The sequence below is a fragment of the Aggregatibacter kilianii genome, from assembly GCF_003129965.1.
Classification (GTDB): Bacteria; Pseudomonadota; Gammaproteobacteria; order Enterobacterales; family Pasteurellaceae; genus Aggregatibacter; species Aggregatibacter kilianii_A.
On the sequence record NZ_NRCJ01000007.1, the window covers coordinates 22,619 to 38,127 of the forward strand.

At 48.8% G+C, this 15,509-nt stretch carries 18 protein-coding genes and 1 tRNA gene; 11 read left to right on the top strand and 8 right to left on the bottom strand.

The window, feature by feature from the left end; all coding sequences use genetic code 11:
- Positions 1-5 precede the first annotated feature (5 nt).
- From trpS to rpe, 3 genes are all read right to left on the bottom strand, one after another.
- A complete protein-coding gene (gene trpS / locus DK430_RS06315) occupies positions 6-1,010 on the bottom strand; it encodes a tryptophan--tRNA ligase (protein ID WP_109078248.1) in 1,005 nt (334 codons plus the stop codon).
- 219 nt (positions 1,011-1,229) lie between these two features.
- Positions 1,230-1,904 carry a phosphoglycolate phosphatase gene (locus DK430_RS06320; protein ID WP_109078249.1) on the bottom strand — a complete coding sequence of 225 codons (675 nt, stop codon included), beginning with the start codon at positions 1,902-1,904 and terminating at the stop codon, positions 1,230-1,232.
- Positions 1,905-1,907: 3 nt separating this feature from the next.
- Positions 1,908-2,582, bottom strand: coding sequence for a ribulose-phosphate 3-epimerase (rpe, locus tag DK430_RS06325; protein WP_109078250.1), 675 nt, complete (start codon positions 2,580-2,582; stop codon positions 1,908-1,910).
- Between the two features lie 149 nt (positions 2,583-2,731).
- On the opposite strand from rpe, the gene ftsB reads away from it, so the two are divergent.
- The 8 genes from ftsB to nlpD are packed head-to-tail and all read left to right on the top strand — an operon-like array spanning position 2,732 to position 7,975.
- On the top strand, positions 2,732-3,010 hold the full coding sequence (gene ftsB, locus DK430_RS06330; protein ID WP_109078389.1) for a cell division protein FtsB: 279 nt from the start codon (positions 2,732-2,734) through the stop codon (positions 3,008-3,010).
- Entirely contained in the window at positions 3,010-3,705 is a 696-nt protein-coding gene (gene ispD, locus DK430_RS06335) for a 2-C-methyl-D-erythritol 4-phosphate cytidylyltransferase (RefSeq protein WP_109078251.1), read from the top strand. The genes ftsB and ispD overlap by 1 nt, the downstream gene beginning before the upstream one ends.
- The gene (gene ispF, locus DK430_RS06340) at positions 3,702-4,181 is read left to right on the top strand and encodes a 2-C-methyl-D-erythritol 2,4-cyclodiphosphate synthase (protein ID WP_109078252.1); all 480 of its coding nucleotides are present in this window, start codon (positions 3,702-3,704) and stop codon (positions 4,179-4,181) included. Before ispD ends, ispF begins: the two co-directional genes overlap by 4 nt.
- A complete protein-coding gene (truD, locus tag DK430_RS06345) occupies positions 4,178-5,188 on the top strand; it encodes a tRNA pseudouridine(13) synthase TruD (protein WP_109078253.1) in 1,011 nt (336 codons plus the stop codon). The genes ispF and truD overlap by 4 nt, the downstream gene beginning before the upstream one ends.
- A 33-nt stretch (positions 5,189-5,221) precedes the next feature.
- The gene (gene surE / locus DK430_RS06350) at positions 5,222-5,962 is read left to right on the top strand and encodes a 5'/3'-nucleotidase SurE (protein WP_109078254.1); all 741 of its coding nucleotides are present in this window, start codon (positions 5,222-5,224) and stop codon (positions 5,960-5,962) included.
- A 27-nt stretch (positions 5,963-5,989) separates the two neighbouring features.
- Entirely contained in the window at positions 5,990-6,565 is a 576-nt protein-coding gene (locus DK430_RS06355) for a YqaA family protein (RefSeq protein WP_109078255.1), read from the top strand.
- Between the two features lie 14 nt (positions 6,566-6,579).
- A complete protein-coding gene (locus tag DK430_RS06360; RefSeq protein WP_109078256.1) occupies positions 6,580-6,771 on the top strand; it encodes a hypothetical protein in 192 nt (63 codons plus the stop codon).
- A 16-nt stretch (positions 6,772-6,787) separates the two neighbouring features.
- Positions 6,788-7,975: a murein hydrolase activator NlpD gene (gene nlpD / locus DK430_RS06365; protein WP_109078257.1), complete on the top strand. Its 1,188-nt coding sequence runs from the start codon at positions 6,788-6,790 to the stop codon at positions 7,973-7,975.
- A 64-nt stretch (positions 7,976-8,039) separates the two neighbouring features.
- On the opposite strand, the gene DK430_RS06370 is transcribed toward nlpD, so the two are convergent.
- Together DK430_RS06370 and DK430_RS06375 are read right to left on the bottom strand one after the other, a co-directional pair.
- A complete protein-coding gene (locus tag DK430_RS06370) occupies positions 8,040-8,399 on the bottom strand; it encodes an EthD domain-containing protein (RefSeq protein WP_109078258.1) in 360 nt (119 codons plus the stop codon).
- 14 nt (positions 8,400-8,413) lie between these two features.
- Positions 8,414-9,073, bottom strand: coding sequence for an RBBP9/YdeN family alpha/beta hydrolase (locus DK430_RS06375; RefSeq protein ID WP_109078259.1), 660 nt, complete (start codon positions 9,071-9,073; stop codon positions 8,414-8,416).
- Positions 9,074-9,146: 73 nt separating this feature from the next.
- Between DK430_RS06375 and DK430_RS06380 the strand changes: the two genes are divergently transcribed.
- Positions 9,147-9,494: a MerR family DNA-binding transcriptional regulator gene (locus tag DK430_RS06380; RefSeq protein WP_109078260.1), complete on the top strand. Its 348-nt coding sequence runs from the start codon at positions 9,147-9,149 to the stop codon at positions 9,492-9,494.
- 97 nt (positions 9,495-9,591) lie between these two features.
- Here DK430_RS06380 and DK430_RS13170 read toward each other — a convergent pair.
- The 3 genes from DK430_RS13170 to xylA form a co-directional block, all read right to left on the bottom strand.
- Positions 9,592-9,686: transfer RNA gene (locus DK430_RS13170), tRNA-Sec, on the bottom strand.
- 74 nt (positions 9,687-9,760) lie between these two features.
- Positions 9,761-11,233: a xylulokinase gene (xylB, locus tag DK430_RS06390; RefSeq protein WP_109078261.1), complete on the bottom strand. Its 1,473-nt coding sequence runs from the start codon at positions 11,231-11,233 to the stop codon at positions 9,761-9,763.
- Between the two features lie 128 nt (positions 11,234-11,361).
- Positions 11,362-12,681, bottom strand: coding sequence for a xylose isomerase (xylA, locus tag DK430_RS06400; protein WP_109078262.1), 1,320 nt, complete (start codon positions 12,679-12,681; stop codon positions 11,362-11,364).
- Positions 12,682-12,939: 258 nt separating this feature from the next.
- Between xylA and xylF the strand changes: the two genes are divergently transcribed.
- Together xylF and xylG are read left to right on the top strand one after the other, a co-directional pair.
- Positions 12,940-13,938, top strand: a complete 999-nt coding sequence (gene xylF, locus DK430_RS06405) for a D-xylose ABC transporter substrate-binding protein (protein ID WP_109078263.1) — start codon at positions 12,940-12,942, stop codon at positions 13,936-13,938.
- Between the two features lie 56 nt (positions 13,939-13,994).
- Positions 13,995-15,509, top strand: coding sequence for a D-xylose ABC transporter ATP-binding protein (gene xylG, locus DK430_RS06410; protein WP_162616817.1), 1,515 nt, complete (start codon positions 13,995-13,997; stop codon positions 15,507-15,509).

A 15,509-nucleotide genomic window follows, 5' to 3' on the forward strand; every position in this document is an offset into this window, starting at 1 on the left:
TTTATTTACTTCGCCGCAATAAACCCAACCGCTTCATACACTTTTGCTAAAGTCGCTTGCGCGCGGGCTTTGGCTTTTTCGGCGCCTTCTTTGGCGATTTGGTGTAAGAGTTCCTCGTTATTGCGGAAGTGGTGATAGCGCTCTTGCAACGTGGTCAACATGGCGGAGACTTCGTCTGCCACCGCGCCCTTCAAGTGACCGTACATTTTGCCTTCAAATTCCTGTTCCAGTTCTGCGATGGTTTTGCCGCTGACACCGGAGAGAATGTCCAGCAAATTAGATACACCTGCTTTATTTTTCACGTCATAACGAATGACCGGCGGCTCGTCGGAGTCGGTCACCGCGCGTTTGATTTTCTTGGCGACGGCTTTCGGATCTTCCAATAAGCCAATGACGTTGTTGCGGTTTTCATCGGATTTGGACATTTTTTTCTCCGGCTCCAGCAAGGACATCACGCGCGCACCCGCTTTCGGGATAAACACTTCCGGCACGGCAAAGTGCGGTCCGTATAAGGCGTTGAAACGTTGCGCGATGTCGCGGGTGATTTCCAAATGTTGTTTTTGGTCTTCGCCCACCGGCACTTGGTTGGCTTGGTAAAGCAAAATGTCCGCCGCCATTAACACCGGGTAAGTGAACAAGCCCACGTTAACGTTTTCCGCATAACGGGCGGATTTGTCTTTGAATTGGGTCATGCGGCTCATTTCGCCGAAATAGGTGTAGCAATTCAACACCCAAGCCAGTTGCGCGTGTTCCGGCACATGGGATTGAATGAAAATGGTGGATTTCGCCGGGTCGATACCGCAGGCTAAATACAATGCCAGCACGTCCAAAGTGGCTTTGCGTAACGCCGCCGGATCCTGACGCACGGTGATGGCGTGTTGATCCACGATACAGAACAGGCATTCGTAATCGTCCTGCATTTTCACCCACTGACGCAACGCACCGAGATAGTTACCGATAGTCAATTCACCCGATGGCTGTACGCCGCTGAACACGATAGGTTTGCTCATTTTTACATCCTTAATTTTTATCATTGTGATGGCGCGCGTTTTCTAACGCGTGCCTTTTATATCTATAGATTACCGCATACGTTAGGCGGTATGCGCTATCATGATTTCATCAAATTGTAGGGGCGGGTCCGGTGCCCGCCCGAATTTCGATTTGATTTCACGGGCGGGCACCGGACCCGCCCCTACGTCAATCAAATCCTCATTTCAAACCGATATCAATCAAACAATCGTCAACAATTCCGCAAAATCCTCAAACACCCAATCCGGGTGGGATTCGGCGATAGGAATGTTGTAGTTATACCCGTAAGTTAAGCCCACCACCGGACAGCCGGCGTTGTGTGCGGCGAGAATATCGTTGCGGGAATCGCCCACGAACAGCACTTGTTTCGGATACAAGCCGAACTTACCGCATAAATAAAACAGCGGGCCGGGGTGCGGCTTGATTGCAGGTAAAGATTGACCGCCGAGCACTTCATCAAATAAATCTTCAATGCCGAACGCCTTTAACACGGGGCGGGTGTGTTGGGTCGGTTTGTTAGTGACCACCGCCAAGCGGTAACCTTTGGCTTTCAATTTTTCCAAGGTGTCTTTCACATTTGGGAATAAACGGCTACGGTTGCAAATGTTTTCGCCGTAAAAGACGTTAAAACGTTCTTTCAGCGTGGCGATTTGTGCGTCCGTTAAGGTTTTGCCCGATTGTGCCGTCGCCCATTCCAAGGCGCGAGCGATTAAAATTTGCGCGCCGTTACCAATCCAGGTGAGCACCAATGCTTCCGGCGCTTGAGGCAGGTCAAATTCCGCCAATGCCGAATTTACCGATAACGCCAAATCGGGCAGGCTGTCCACCAGCGTGCCGTCCAAATCAAAACCGATTAATTTAAATTGTCCTGTCATGCTTTATTTTCCTACTGTGGCAAGTTGTTGGCGCATTTCATCAATGACTTTTTGGTAGTCCGGCTGATCGAAAATCGCGGAACCTGCAACAAACATATCCGCACCGGCACGGGCGATATCGGCGATATTCGAGACTTTCACGCCGCCGTCCACTTCCAAACGAATATCAAACCCGCTGTCGTCAATGCGTTTTCTTGCCTGTTTAAGTTTATCCAAGGTTGCCGGAATGAAAGATTGTCCGCCGAAGCCCGGGTTCACCGACATCAGTAAAATGACGTCCACTTTATCCATCACATAATCCAAATAGCTTAACGGCGTGGCGGGGTTGAAAACCAAACCGGATTTGCAGCCATGGTCACGAATGAGCTGTAAAGTGCGGTCGATATGGTCGGTGGATTCGGGGTGGAAGGTGATGTAACTGGCGCCGGCTTTAGCGAAATCGGGAATAATGCGATCCACCGGTTTCACCATCAAATGCACGTCGATGGGCGCAGTGATGCCATAATCGCGTAAGGCTTTGCACACGGCGGGACCGAAGGTCAGATTCGGTACAAAATGGTTGTCCATCACATCAAAATGAATCACATCACCACCGCACTTTAACACCGTTTCCACATCTTCGCCCAAACGGGCAAGGTCGGCGGAAAGAATGGAGGGCGCAATTAAATAGGGTTTCATGGTCTCACCTCTCAGGCTGTCAAAATTGCCTTATCTTACTACGATATAACCGAATTTTTAAGAAATTATTCGGCGCCGGGCGGGCGATGTCGCATTTTGACGCGATTCAAGGTAAACTAGGCGCAATTTTTTTCCATTTAACGGTTGTTATGCGTGTATTTATTTCTTTATTAATTGCGGTTTTATTGCTGTTTCAGTACGATTTTTGGTTCGGTAAGAACGGGTATGTGGACTACAAAAACACCACCAAAGAAATCGCCGTACATCAGCAGGAAAATGAAAAACTTTCCCAACGCAATCAAATTATTGCGGCGGAAATCAAAGACTTAAAAGAAGGGGTGGACGCTATTGAAGAACGTGCCCGCTTGCAGCATGAAATGGTGAAACCGAACGAAACCTTTTATCACATCGTCAAAGAACACAAATAATGACCTCAAATCGCAAGATTATCGCCGTGGTGCCGGCCGCCGGTATCGGCAGTCGAATGCAGGCGGACAAACCGAAACAATACCTTCCCATTCACGGACAACCCATTTTGCAACACACCTTAAACGTGCTGTTGTCCTATCCGCACATCAGTCAAATCGTGCTGGCGGTCGCCGCCGATGATCCCTATATTGCGGCACTTAATCTCACGCAAAACCCGAAAATTCAACTGGTGGAAGGCGGCGAAACCCGCGCTGATTCGGTGTTAAACGGGCTCAATGCGATAGCGCATAACGACATCAATATTTGGGTGATGGTGCATGACGCGGCGCGCCCCTGCCTGACGCACGGCGATCTGGATAAATTAATTGAAATTCAAGATGATAACGGCGCTATTCTCGCCATTCCGGCAACGGATACCATCAAACGCGCGCTGCCTTCGCAACAAATTGCTCAGACGGAAGATCGCAGCCAACTGTGGCTGGCGCAAACCCCGCAGTTTTTTCGTGCGGATTTATTACGGGACGCCTTAATCCGCGCCAAACAGCGACAGCTCGCCGTCACCGACGAAGCCTCCGCCATGGAACTCGCGGGATTTCGACCGCACTTGGTGGCAGGGCGCAGCGACAATATTAAAGTCACCTGCCCGGAAGATTTGGCGCTGGCGGAATTTTACTTAACGAGGAAGACAACATGATACGAATCGGCCACGGCTTTGACGTTCACGCCTTCGGTACCGACAATCCGCTGATTATCGGCGGCGTTACCATTCCCTTTGATAAAGGTTTTATCGCGCACTCCGACGGCGATGTGGCGTTGCACGCGCTGACCGACGCCTTGCTCGGCGCGGCGGCATTGGGCGACATCGGCAAGCTGTTCCCCGACACGGATATGCAATATAAAGGCGCGGACAGCCGCATGTTATTGCGCGAGGCGTACCGCCGGGTGCAGGAAAAAGGCTACGTCGTAGGCAACGTGGACGTGACCATCATCGCCCAAGCGCCGAAAATGCGCCCGCATATCGACGCCATGCGCGCGCTGATCGCACAGGATTTGGCGTGCGATATGGAACGGGTAAACGTGAAAGCCACTACCACGGAAAAGCTCGGGTTTACCGGTCGCGGTGAAGGCATTGCCAGCGAAGCGGTGGCATTATTGGTGCGCAAACCATGACGGCGTTAGCTTACCTGCAAAAAACACCGCCAAAACAGACCGCACTTTTAAAAGCGGAATGTGCGGATTTTGTCGTACAAGAACAACTCGGCTACGACATGAGCGGCGACGGCGAATTTGTTGTGGTGAAAGTGCGCAAAACCGATTGCAACACCTTGTTCGTAGGCGAACAGTTGGCGAAATTCGCCGGTATTTCCGCGCGCAACATGAGCTACGCCGGCTTGAAAGATCGCAAAGCGGTCACCGAGCAATGGTTCAGCCTGCAAATGCCCGGGCAACCGACGCCGGATTTCAGTCAATTTCACCTTGAAGGCGTGGACATTCTTGAAGTGACCCGCCACCAACGCAAAATCCGTATCGGCAGTCTGCAAGGCAATCATTTTGAAATTTTATTGCGCAACGCCGAGGACACCGACGAGCTCAAAGTGCGGTTGGATTTTCTGGCAAAAAACGGCTTCCCCAATTATTTCACCGAACAGCGTTTCGGGCGCGACGGCAACAATCTCACCCAAGCCTTGCGTTGGGCAAGCGGCGAAATCAAAGTGAAGGATCGCAACAAGCGCAGCTTCTATCTTTCCGCCGCACGTAGCGAGATTTTCAATTTAATCGTCGCCAAACGTATTGAACTTGGCTTGGCGCAGCAGGTCTTAGTTGGAGACGTTTTGCAACTAAACGGTTCGCACAGCTGGTTTGTGGCGGATGCCTCAGACGATTTGGCGCAGCTGCAACAGCGCTTAGCACAACAGGATATTTTGCTTACCGCGCCGCTGATTGGCGATGAAGCCAAAAGTGCGGTGGATTTTGAGAACGACATTTTTGCGCAACATCAGGCGTTGTTCGATTTAATGCGACAGGAGCGCATGAAAGCGGCGCGGCGCCCGATATTAATGCAGCCGCAACAATTTCAATGGCAATTTGAACCGAACGGCTTGCGCTTGAAATTTTATTTGCCGGCAGGCAGTTATGCTACGGCGTTAGTGCGCGAATTGGTGCACGTTGAAATTTAAAAGATTAAAAGAAAAAACAGGAATAACAAGAACATGAATATTTTATTGAGTAACGACGACGGCATTCACGCGCCGGGCATTCGCATCATGGCGGAGGCGCTACGCAACATCGCCAACGTAACCATCGTCGCGCCGGACAGCAATCGTAGCGCGGCATCCAGTTCGTTGACCTTGGTGAAACCGTTGTATCCGTTACATTTGGAAAACGGCGATTATTGCGTCAACGGCACACCGGCGGATTGCGTCCATATTGCGCTCAACGGCTTTCTTGCCGGACGGATCGATTTGGTGGTTTCCGGCATTAACGCCGGGGCGAATTTAGGCGATGACGTACTGTATTCCGGCACGGTGGCGGCGGCGTTTGAAGGGCGTCACCTCGGCTTACCGTCCATTGCGGTGTCCCTCGACGGTCGTCAACATTTTGAGACGGCGGCGCGCGTGGTGTGCGATTTGGTGCCGAAGCTACATTCCCAATTATTGGGTAAACATGAAATTCTAAACATTAACGTGCCCGATGTGCCCTATGAGGAACTGAAAGGCATTAAAGTCTGTCACTTGGGCTACCGTTCTTCCGCCGCCGAAGTGATTAAACAACAAAGCCCGCGCGGTGAAGATATGTATTGGATCGGGCTTAGCGGTTTGCCTGAATATGAAGGCGAAGGCACGGATTTTCACGCCGTCAAAAACGGCTATGTTTCCATCACCCCCATTCAGGTGGATATGACCGCGCACCGCTCAATCAACGCTTTACAACATTGGTTAGAAAGTGAATAATGCAACCCTTTGAAACAGGAAACTGAGATGAATTTATTTGGCGCCATGTACGACAAAACCATGCAATGGTCGAAACACCGTTTCGCGCCGTTTTGGTTGTCTTTCGTGAGCTTTATCGAAGCGATTTTCTTCCCAATTCCGCCGGATGTGATGTTGATCCCGATGTCCATGTCAAAGCCGCAAAGTGCGGTCAAATTTGCCATGTTTACTACCGTGGCTTCCGTGCTCGGCGGCATCATCGGCTACGCTTTGGGTTATTACGCTTTTGATTTGGTCGAACATTACATCACCCAATGGGGCTATCAGGCGCACTGGCAAACCGCCGTTCAGTGGTTTGAAAAATGGGGCATTTTAGTGGTGTTTGTCGCCGGCTTCTCGCCGATTCCGTACAAAGTATTCACCATTTGCGCAGGCGTGATGCACATGGCGTTCCTGCCGTTTGTCATTACCGCCTTTGTTTCCCGCGCAGCACGCTTCCTGCTGGTCGCCAAACTTGCCGCCTGGGGCGGTGAAAAATTTGCCGCTAAATTGCGCAAATCTATCGAACTTATCGGTTGGTCGGTGGTGGTATTAGCCGTCATCGCATATTTAATTTTACGTTAAGCAAGGTCACGAAAATGAATAAACTGATTCTGTTACTGTCGATGTCGTTAACGTTAGCGGCATGTTCTTCTCACGATGAAATACCGAAAGACGAAAACGATCTGCCACCGGGCATTATGCAACCGGTGGAAGGCACCGGCGCCATTGCAGGCGGTAGCTGGATGCCGGAAATTCAACAACAAAGTATGCCAACCAATATGCAATAATTAAGGAATCCGACACATGAAAAAATCGTTTTTACTGTTACCGATCAGTATCGCCGTTTTAGCGGCTTGTACTTCCAACACACCGGCACCGGTGGAAAACGCCGACGGCACGTTATCACCGGGAATCATGCAACCGGTGGACGGTTCGACCGATAGCGGCAATGCCACTTGGGAACCGCAAATCCAACAAGGCAACGTACCCGCTTCCATGAACGGACCAATCGGTCAGGCAAACACGCAGGCAACCGGTGCGCAATCCACACCGCAGCCGAATTTCCAACCGACCTATCAACAACCTGCGCCGCAACAACCGGTTCAGCAAACCCAACCTGTTGCACAGCCTAGTCCGCAACAATCCTCGCAGGATTTTACGATTCCGCGCAATCCGACCACCAACGCGCCGGATTACAGCCAAATCAATAAAGGTTTCTACAAAGGCGAAAACTACACCGTACGCAAAGGCGACACCATGTTCCTCATCGCCTACATTTCCGGTTTGGACGTGAAAGAATTAGCGGCGTTAAATAACATGAGCGAGCCTTACAGCCTAAGTGTGGGACAAACCTTAAAAGTCAGCCGTGGCACAGCGGCGGCGGCACAAGCGGCACCGCAAATGCAACCGACCGTGACACCGCCTGCCACCCCAGCCGGGGAACCGACGGTAACTTATACCCCGGGCGCAAACGGCACACAATATGGCTCTGACGGCACCATTACCGGCCCGATTAAAGCCGGTTCAGGCACCACACCGCCGGCGGGCAATCAACCAATCACTCAAGTGCAAACCACTGCACCACAACCGACCCAAGCGGATACCGCCCCTGCCGTGTCTAACGTAGCTTGGCGCTGGCCGACCAACGGCAACGTGATCCAAGGCTTCTCCAATGCCGACGGCGGTAATAAAGGTATCGACATCAGCGGCTCACGCGGACAAGCGGTTAACGCCGCCGCCGCAGGTCGTGTGGTATATGCGGGCAACGCGTTACGCGGCTACGGCAACCTGATCATCATCAAACATAACGATGACTTCCTCAGCGCCTACGCCCACAACGACAGCATCTTGGTGAAAGACCAACAAGAAATCAAAGCCGGTCAACAAATCGCCAAAATGGGGAGCACCGGCACCAACGGCGTAAAACTGCACTTTGAAATCCGTTACAAAGGCAAATCCGCCGATCCGCTACGTTATTTACCACGTCGTTAATCGGTTCTCGGTAAACCATAAAAAAGTGCGGTCAGAAATTTAAGTGTTTTTCTGACCGCACTTTTTAAATTATTCGCTCCTCTTCACCCAGCCACATCACGGAACGTGCCAAATCCACAAAGCGTTTTTCATCTTCACGCAAAATTGCCAACGCATATTTGCCCGCTTCGGTCTCTCTCGCCCGCACAAAGTCTTCTTTACTGTCATACCACAACTCACCCATGGCATCAAAAGTAAAGGGCAACGTTGCTCGCTGAGTATCAAGTTGATGAACGTCGGTTAACGGAAAAGTTTTAGCGTAACGCCGAATATTCAACACGTCCTTAAAATCTTCCACTTTTTGCGAATGCGCCGCCCACAAGGCCTGAAATTCCGCAGTTGAAAGAGACGCTTTCTTGATGACGAACATGATGATTTTAAACATAATTCCTCCTAACCTTATGTCAAACATTGTTCAACCGCCGTCCATACCGGAGGCAATGCGGTAAATCCGTCGCTCGCCAAGAAATGACCGCCGTTTTTCACTTCAATAATCCGGGCATGCAATTGCTCGGCTAAGAAATAACTTGCAGCGGGCGCAACAATAGGATCATTTTGGCTAATCAGGCAATAAATACGCCGGCTCATGGTGCGAATAGCAGCAAAATCAATTGCAGTACGATCAACGTAAGCATCAACATTAAACTCATTAATCTGTGCCAAGCTGGGAACTCGGGCGCCGAAGCCGGCAACCAGAATAATCCCACCGACCCGCTTCGGCGCCGTTGCGGTCAGGTAATGCAATAAACTGATGGTGCCCAAACTATGCGCGACGAAAATACAATGCTCATCCGGCATACCGATATAATCACGCAGGGTTTTCTGCCAACGTTCAAAATCGGGATGTTCGCTGTCGGGTAAAGGAATCGAAACCGCCGTAACGCCTGATTCGGTTAACTGCTGTTGTAGCCAAGGAAACCAATGATCGCGCAGCGTCGCGCCATAGCCGTGAATAATGAAAACTTTCGAATGTTTATTCACCGCGAGTGCGCCACGGTTCGGCAGCATACTCGTCAAACCTAAGCCGATACTCAAATGGCAAAATTGTCGTCTGTTCATAAAATCTCCTTATTCATTTCAACGCCGCTATACTATAAACTGTGACACAATGTCAGAGTCAATGAGGCAACAAATGAAAATCGGAGAATTCGCCAAAGCTTGCGAGAGCAGCGTACGCATGATTCGTTTTTACGAAAAACTGAATCTGCTCACGCCATTGCGCAACGAAAACGGTTACCGCTGTTATCAAGAACAAGACGTCGGTTATGTTAAGAAAGTCATCATGCTGAATCATGCCGGTTTGGCGTTAAAAGACATTGCACTACTACGCACTTGTCTGAACGACGAACCGCAAAATTTCTGTGATGTATTACGCGGCAAACTACAGGATAGATTAGAGAATATTCAACAACAAATCGAAACGCTGAATCAATCCGACGCACTGATCCGACGTTTGCTGGCGATGGAAAAGGGGAAGTGACCATATTTATTACCGCGTCGTGAATCGGCTCACGATAAACCATAAAAAAGTGCGGTCAGAAATTTAAGTGTTTTTCTGACCGCACTTTTTTTATTGGTGGCGGAAGATCGTAGGAGTTGAACCTACCCGAGACTGCTGGCAGCCTCAACAGGATTTGAAGTCCTGCCGCCTCACCGGAAACGACGATCTTCCTTTGGGAAATTGATGCGAACTTTAGCGCAAAAGTCGGGGTGATTCAAGTGAGGCGGCAAAATAATCGCTTCATTTTAGACGGAATATTGCGTTTTCAGATGCTCGCGATAACGTTGATAAACCTGTTTATATTGGGCGACATTTTCTGCAATAGGTGCGGTGCGTGTCGCTTCGTTTAAGTGCACAAAGGTTTGGCAAAGTTCCGCCAGCGAAGCCTGTTTATCAGCCCACATGGCTTGAATGGCGGCGCCTAACGCGGCGGCTTCCTCTTCCACCAAACACACCACGTTGACGTTCATGATATCGGCGATCATCTGCCGCCAAACGGCACTTTTCGCGCCGCCGCCAATGAGGCGGATTTCCGTGGTAGCCAAGCCCGCCTGTTCGAATAAATCCAAGCCGTAGCACAAGGTGAAACTGGCGCTTTCCATCATGGCGCGGGACAAATTGGCTCGGCTGAAATTACCGGCATCCAAGCCGAGGATTGCCGCTTTGCTGTTCGGCAATGCAGGCACCCGTTCGCCGTTGAAGAACGGCAGAATAATCACGCCGTCGGCGCCGATAGCCGCCTGTTGTACCAACTCATTGAATTCGCTTACATTAATATTCAGCAGTTGCATAAGGTTTTTGTTGGCGGAAGTCACGTTCATGGTGCACACCAACGGCAACCAGCCGCCGGAGCTGGAACAAAAATCGGCAATCATCGGCGGCAAATCGGACAACGGTTGATCGCTGTACGCATACAACGTGCCCGAGGTGCCCAAGCTCATGGTGACGATACCCTGTTGAATATTGCCGGTGCCGATAGCACCCATCATGTTATCACCGCCGCCGCTTGCCACTATCACGTTATCCGCCAAGCCTAGTTGCTGCGCGACATCCGTTTTCACGGTGCCGATAATCTGATCGGATGCGACTAAGTGCGGTAGATTTTTCAGGTGTTTTTCCGGCGCGATGAGATGCAAGATCTCCTCATCCCAGCAACGCCGCACCACGTCAAAATAGCCGGTACCGGAGGCGTCGCCGTATTCGGTGCAGAAATTGCCGGTGAGCCAATAATTCAGGTAATCATGGGGCAAACAGATTTTGTCGATTTGACGATAAATTTCCGGTTGATGTTTACGCAACCAGAGAATTTTGGAGGCGGTGTAGCCCGTTTGGCAGACAATGCCGAGGCGTTCAAAACAGGCCTGTTCGCCGCCTAATAAGGCTAAAATCTCCGTATTTTCGGCGGCGGTTTCCGTGTCGCACCAAAGTTTGGCGTTGTATAACGGCTGATCGTTTTTATCTAACACTACCAAACCGTGCTGCTGCCCGGAAATGCCGATGCCACGAATCAAGTGCGGTTGAATTCCGGCATGTTTTACGGCGTCGGCAAAGGCGCTTTTAAACGCCGTAATCCACCAGTCGGGCGCCTGCTCCCGCCGCCCGTCGGAGTTTTCGATGAGTTCGTGGGCGGCATAACCGCTACCCAACACCTTATGTTGTCGGCTATCGACCACGATAACCTTTGTGCCTTGCGTGCCGCAATCCACGCCAATGTACATAAGTCCTCCTTAATAAAAAACACCTGACAAAAAGCAACGCTTTTTGAACGTTGGCTTTGCCAACGGCTCCGAAGGAGCGAGTAAATCTTCAGGATTTACGAGTAATAAAACGACCGCACTTTTTCCGATTAACGATAAAGGTAACCGTTCACCAGGTTTTCCAGATATTCCTGTTTGCCGGATACCGGTTGCGGATTCAACCCTTGTTGTTCAACCGCTTGAGCGAGTTGTTCCAGCGAAGCCTTGCCCTGCAAAATTTGCTGACCGAGGGATTGTTGCCAGCCGGCATAGCGTGCATCAAGTAGTTTTTGCAGACGTTGTTCTTCCAGCATTTGCGCAGCGCGTTTGAGGGATAACGCCAGCACGTCGATGGCGCCAATGTGGGCGTAGAACAAATCATACGGATCGGTGCTTTGACGACGGATTTTCGCATCGAAATTGAAACCGCCGGTGGTGAAGCCGCCGTTTTTCAGGATTTCATACATCACTAACGTGTTTTCTTCCACGCTGTTCGGGAATTGGTCGGTGTCCCAGCCGGATTGCGGATCGCCGCGGTTAGCGTCGATAGAACCGAAAATATCCAACGCAAACGCCGTCGCCACTTCATGTTGGAAAGTATGCCCCGCCAAAGTAGCGTGATTGGCTTCGATATTCACTTTAATTTCATTTTCCAGACCGAATTGTTTCAAGAAACCGTAAACCGTCGCCACGTCGTAATCATATTGATGTTTCGTCGGTTCTTGCGGTTTCGGTTCGATTAACAGCGTGCCGTTAAAGCCGATTTTATGTTTGTGTTCCACCACCAACTGCATGAAGCGTCCGATTTGTTCGCGCTCACGTTTTAGATCCGTATTGAGCAGGGTTTCGTAGCCTTCGCGCCCGCCCCACAACACATAATTTTCGCCGCCCAATCGTTTAGTGGCATTCATGGCGTGATACACCTGGGTTGCCGCCCAGGCAAACACTTCCGGGTTCGGGTTAGTGGAGGCGCCGGACATATAACGCGGGTTGCTGAAACAGTTTGCCGTGCCCCACAACAATTTCACGCCGGTTTCCGCCTGTTTACGTTCCAGAATATCGACGATAGCGCCGAAATTATGAATGTAATCTTGAATGGAATTGCCTTCCGGCGCCACATCCACATCGTGGAAACAATAATAAGGCACGCCTAACTTGGTGAAAAATTCAAAGGCGATATCCGCTTTTTGTTTAGCCGCTTCTAATGTACCGGCATTTTTCTGCCAACTGCGATCCAGCGACCCCAAACCGAACATATCCGTGCCGTTCCAACAAAAGGTATGCCAATAGCACACCGCCAAGCGCAAATGCTCCGCCATGGTTTTACCGAGAATCACCTGATTGGCATCATAGTGTTTATACGCAAACGGATTGGTTGAATCAGGGCCTTCGTAGCGAATTTTGTCAATGTTGTCGAAGTAGTTTGTCATCGTAGCCTCCAAGTGCGGGTTAATTTTTTCCTATTTTTGATAAAAGCCCTTCGGCGATCAATTACGTTATTTCGCATTGGTGTTCAGATTATTGTTTATTGTGGACTGGGTCACAAAAGAGAAAAAACGTAATAGCGTCGGAAGATCTGATAATTGCTTTCCGCTGAAACGGAGTGATAAAACTACGTTCAGAGTAATCTGAGTCGCTTCTCTAACATCATTTCAACTCATTCATTAATCACTATTTGAGGTGTCATTATGAAAATCAAATTTGCTTTATTCTCTCTTGTGACCGCACTTGCATTATGTAGCACGTCAGCCTTTGCCAAAGACTTAAAGATCGGTATGTCCATTGACGATTTGCGTTTGGAAAGATGGCAAAAAGACAGCAGTATTTTCGTTAAAAAAGCCGAAGCGCTTGGCGCAAAAGTGTATGTGCAATCCGCCAACGGCGATGATTCGGCACAAATCGCACAAATTGAAAACATGATTAACAAAGATATTGACGTGTTGGTGATTATCCCCCACAACGGTGAAGTATTAAGTAATGTGATTGCCGAAGCGAAAAAAGAAGGCATTAAAGTATTGGCATATGACCGCTTAATTAATAATGCGGATTTAGATTTCTATGTGTCTTTTGATAATGAAAAAGTCGGTGAGTTACAAGCGCAAAGTATTATTGAGAAAAAACCGGAAGGTCGCTATTTCTTAATGGGCGGTTCGCCGGTAGATAACAATGCGAAATTATTCCGCAAAGGTCAGATGAAAGTATTACAACCGTTAATTGATAGTGGAAAAATTAAAGTCGTGGGTGATCAATGGGTAGATTCCTGGTTGCCGGAAAAAGCCTTACAAATTATGGAAAATGCCTTAACCGCCAACAAAAATAATATTGATGCCGTTGTTGCCTCCAATGATGCTACCGCCGGTGGTGCCATTCAAGCACTTTCCGCCCAAGGGTTATCCGGCAAAGTGGCAATTTCCGGTCAGGATGCAGACTTAGCGGCAATTAAACGCATTGTGGAAGGTACGCAAACCATGACCGTGTATAAACCGATCACATTATTAGCAGATAAAGCGGCGGAAATTTCTGTTGCCCTGGCTAAAGATGAAAAACCGCAATCCAATGCGGAATTAAATAACGGTTTGAAAAATGTGCCGTCTTATCTTCTTGAACCTATTGTCGTGGATAAAAACAACATTGAAGCCACCATCATTAAAGACGGTTTCCATTCGAAAGATAGCATTTATAAATAACGCGACAGGGAGGCTTATGCCTCCCGAATTCTAATAGCACATCACAAAAGGTTTCCATTATGGCTCTATTAGAAATGAAAAACATCACCAAGAAATTCGGCGATGTGGTGGCATTAAACAACATCTCGATTTCGTTGGAAAAAGCGGAGATTCTGTCTTTATGCGGTGAAAACGGCTCCGGTAAATCCACCTTAATGAAAGTGTTGTGCGGGATTTATCCATTCGGCGATTACGAGGGTGACATTTACTTCAGTGATGAAAAAATCGTTGCCAAAAACATTAAAGACACCGAAGAAAAGGGCATTTCCATCATTCACCAGGAACTCACCCTAGTGAAAAATATGTCCATTTTGGAGAATATGTTTTTAGGAAATGAAATCACCAAAAATGGCATTACCGACGACAATGAAATGTACTTGCGCTGTAAAAAATTGCTAGAACAAGTACAACTGGATATTGACCCGCATACCAAAGTCGGCGAGTTGGGTTTAGGGCAACAACAACTCGTTGAAATCGCCAAAGCCTTAAATAAACAGGTACGTTTACTGATTCTAGACGAACCCACCGCATCACTAACAGAAAAAGAAACGGCAATTTTATTAAATCTGGTAAAAGATTTACGTGCTCATAATATTGCCTGTATTTACATCTCTCATAAACTCAACGAAGTTAAAGAAATTTCCGACAAAATCTGTGTTATTCGCGACGGCGAGCATATCGGTACCCGCGATGCGAAAACCATGACGGAAGACGACATCATCACGATGATGGTAGGGCGTGAAATTACCTCTTTATATCCTCATGAAGAGCACAACATCGGCGAAGAAATCCTACGTGTGGAAAACATTAACGCCTGGCACCCGATTAATACCCACATCAAACGGGTAAATAACGCCTCTTTCACTTTACACAAAGGTGAAATTTTAGGCGTTGCCGGCTTAGTGGGTTCCGGGCGAACCGAAATGGTGCAATGTATTTTCGGTTCTTACCAAGGCAAGCATGAAGGCGATATTTTTATAAATAACCAAAAAATAAAAATTCGTGATTGCGGTGAAGCTATCAAACATAGCATTGTCATGGTGCCGGAAGATCGTAAAAAACACGGTATCGTTGCCATTATGGGTGTAGGGAAAAACATCACGCTGCCGTCACTGCGCAATTATTGTTTCGGTAAACAGGTCATCAATGAAGCCTTGGAAGAAACGGTCATTAATCAGGCAATCACCCAATTAAAAGTCAAAACCTCTTCACCGCACTTAGCTATCGGACGCTTAAGCGGCGGTAATCAGCAAAAAGCCATTTTAGCCAAATCCCTCTTGCTCAAACCGCAGATTCTGATTTTAGATGAGCCGACGCGCGGCATTGATGTGGGCGCCAAATATGAAATCTACAAACTCATTAATCAACTGGCGCAAGAAGGTATTGCAATTATCGTTATCTCTTCCGAATTACCGGAAGTTCTTGGTATCAGTGATCGGGTCTTGGTCATGCACCAAGGGCAAATTAAAGCGAATTTAATCAACGATAATTTAACGCAGGAACAAGTTATGGAAGCGGCGCTTAAGGAGTAA

Excerpts from the sequence above, each read along its gene's own strand:
- ftsB (WP_109078389.1), top strand. The coding sequence starts at position 2,732 with ATGCGTGTATTTATTTCTTTATTAATTGCGGTTTTATTGCTGTTTCAG.
- DK430_RS06375 (WP_109078259.1), bottom strand. The coding sequence starts at position 9,073 with ATGAACAGACGACAATTTTGCCATTTGAGTATCGGCTTAGGTTTGACG.
- DK430_RS06355 (WP_109078255.1), top strand. The coding sequence starts at position 5,990 with ATGAATTTATTTGGCGCCATGTACGACAAAACCATGCAATGGTCGAAA.
- ispF (WP_109078252.1), top strand. The coding sequence starts at position 3,702 with ATGATACGAATCGGCCACGGCTTTGACGTTCACGCCTTCGGTACCGAC.
- xylA (WP_109078262.1), bottom strand. The coding sequence starts at position 12,681 with ATGACAAACTACTTCGACAACATTGACAAAATTCGCTACGAAGGCCCT.
- trpS (WP_109078248.1), bottom strand. The coding sequence starts at position 1,010 with ATGAGCAAACCTATCGTGTTCAGCGGCGTACAGCCATCGGGTGAATTG.
- DK430_RS06370 (WP_109078258.1), bottom strand. The coding sequence starts at position 8,399 with ATGTTTAAAATCATCATGTTCGTCATCAAGAAAGCGTCTCTTTCAACT.
- xylB (WP_109078261.1), bottom strand. The coding sequence starts at position 11,233 with ATGTACATTGGCGTGGATTGCGGCACGCAAGGCACAAAGGTTATCGTG.
- DK430_RS06320 (WP_109078249.1), bottom strand. The coding sequence starts at position 1,904 with ATGACAGGACAATTTAAATTAATCGGTTTTGATTTGGACGGCACGCTG.
- xylF (WP_109078263.1), top strand. The coding sequence starts at position 12,940 with ATGAAAATCAAATTTGCTTTATTCTCTCTTGTGACCGCACTTGCATTA.
- rpe (WP_109078250.1), bottom strand. The coding sequence starts at position 2,582 with ATGAAACCCTATTTAATTGCGCCCTCCATTCTTTCCGCCGACCTTGCC.
- DK430_RS06360 (WP_109078256.1), top strand. The coding sequence starts at position 6,580 with ATGAATAAACTGATTCTGTTACTGTCGATGTCGTTAACGTTAGCGGCA.
- surE (WP_109078254.1), top strand. The coding sequence starts at position 5,222 with ATGAATATTTTATTGAGTAACGACGACGGCATTCACGCGCCGGGCATT.
- DK430_RS06380 (WP_109078260.1), top strand. The coding sequence starts at position 9,147 with ATGAAAATCGGAGAATTCGCCAAAGCTTGCGAGAGCAGCGTACGCATG.
- ispD (WP_109078251.1), top strand. The coding sequence starts at position 3,010 with ATGACCTCAAATCGCAAGATTATCGCCGTGGTGCCGGCCGCCGGTATC.
- nlpD (WP_109078257.1), top strand. The coding sequence starts at position 6,788 with ATGAAAAAATCGTTTTTACTGTTACCGATCAGTATCGCCGTTTTAGCG.
- truD (WP_109078253.1), top strand. The coding sequence starts at position 4,178 with ATGACGGCGTTAGCTTACCTGCAAAAAACACCGCCAAAACAGACCGCA.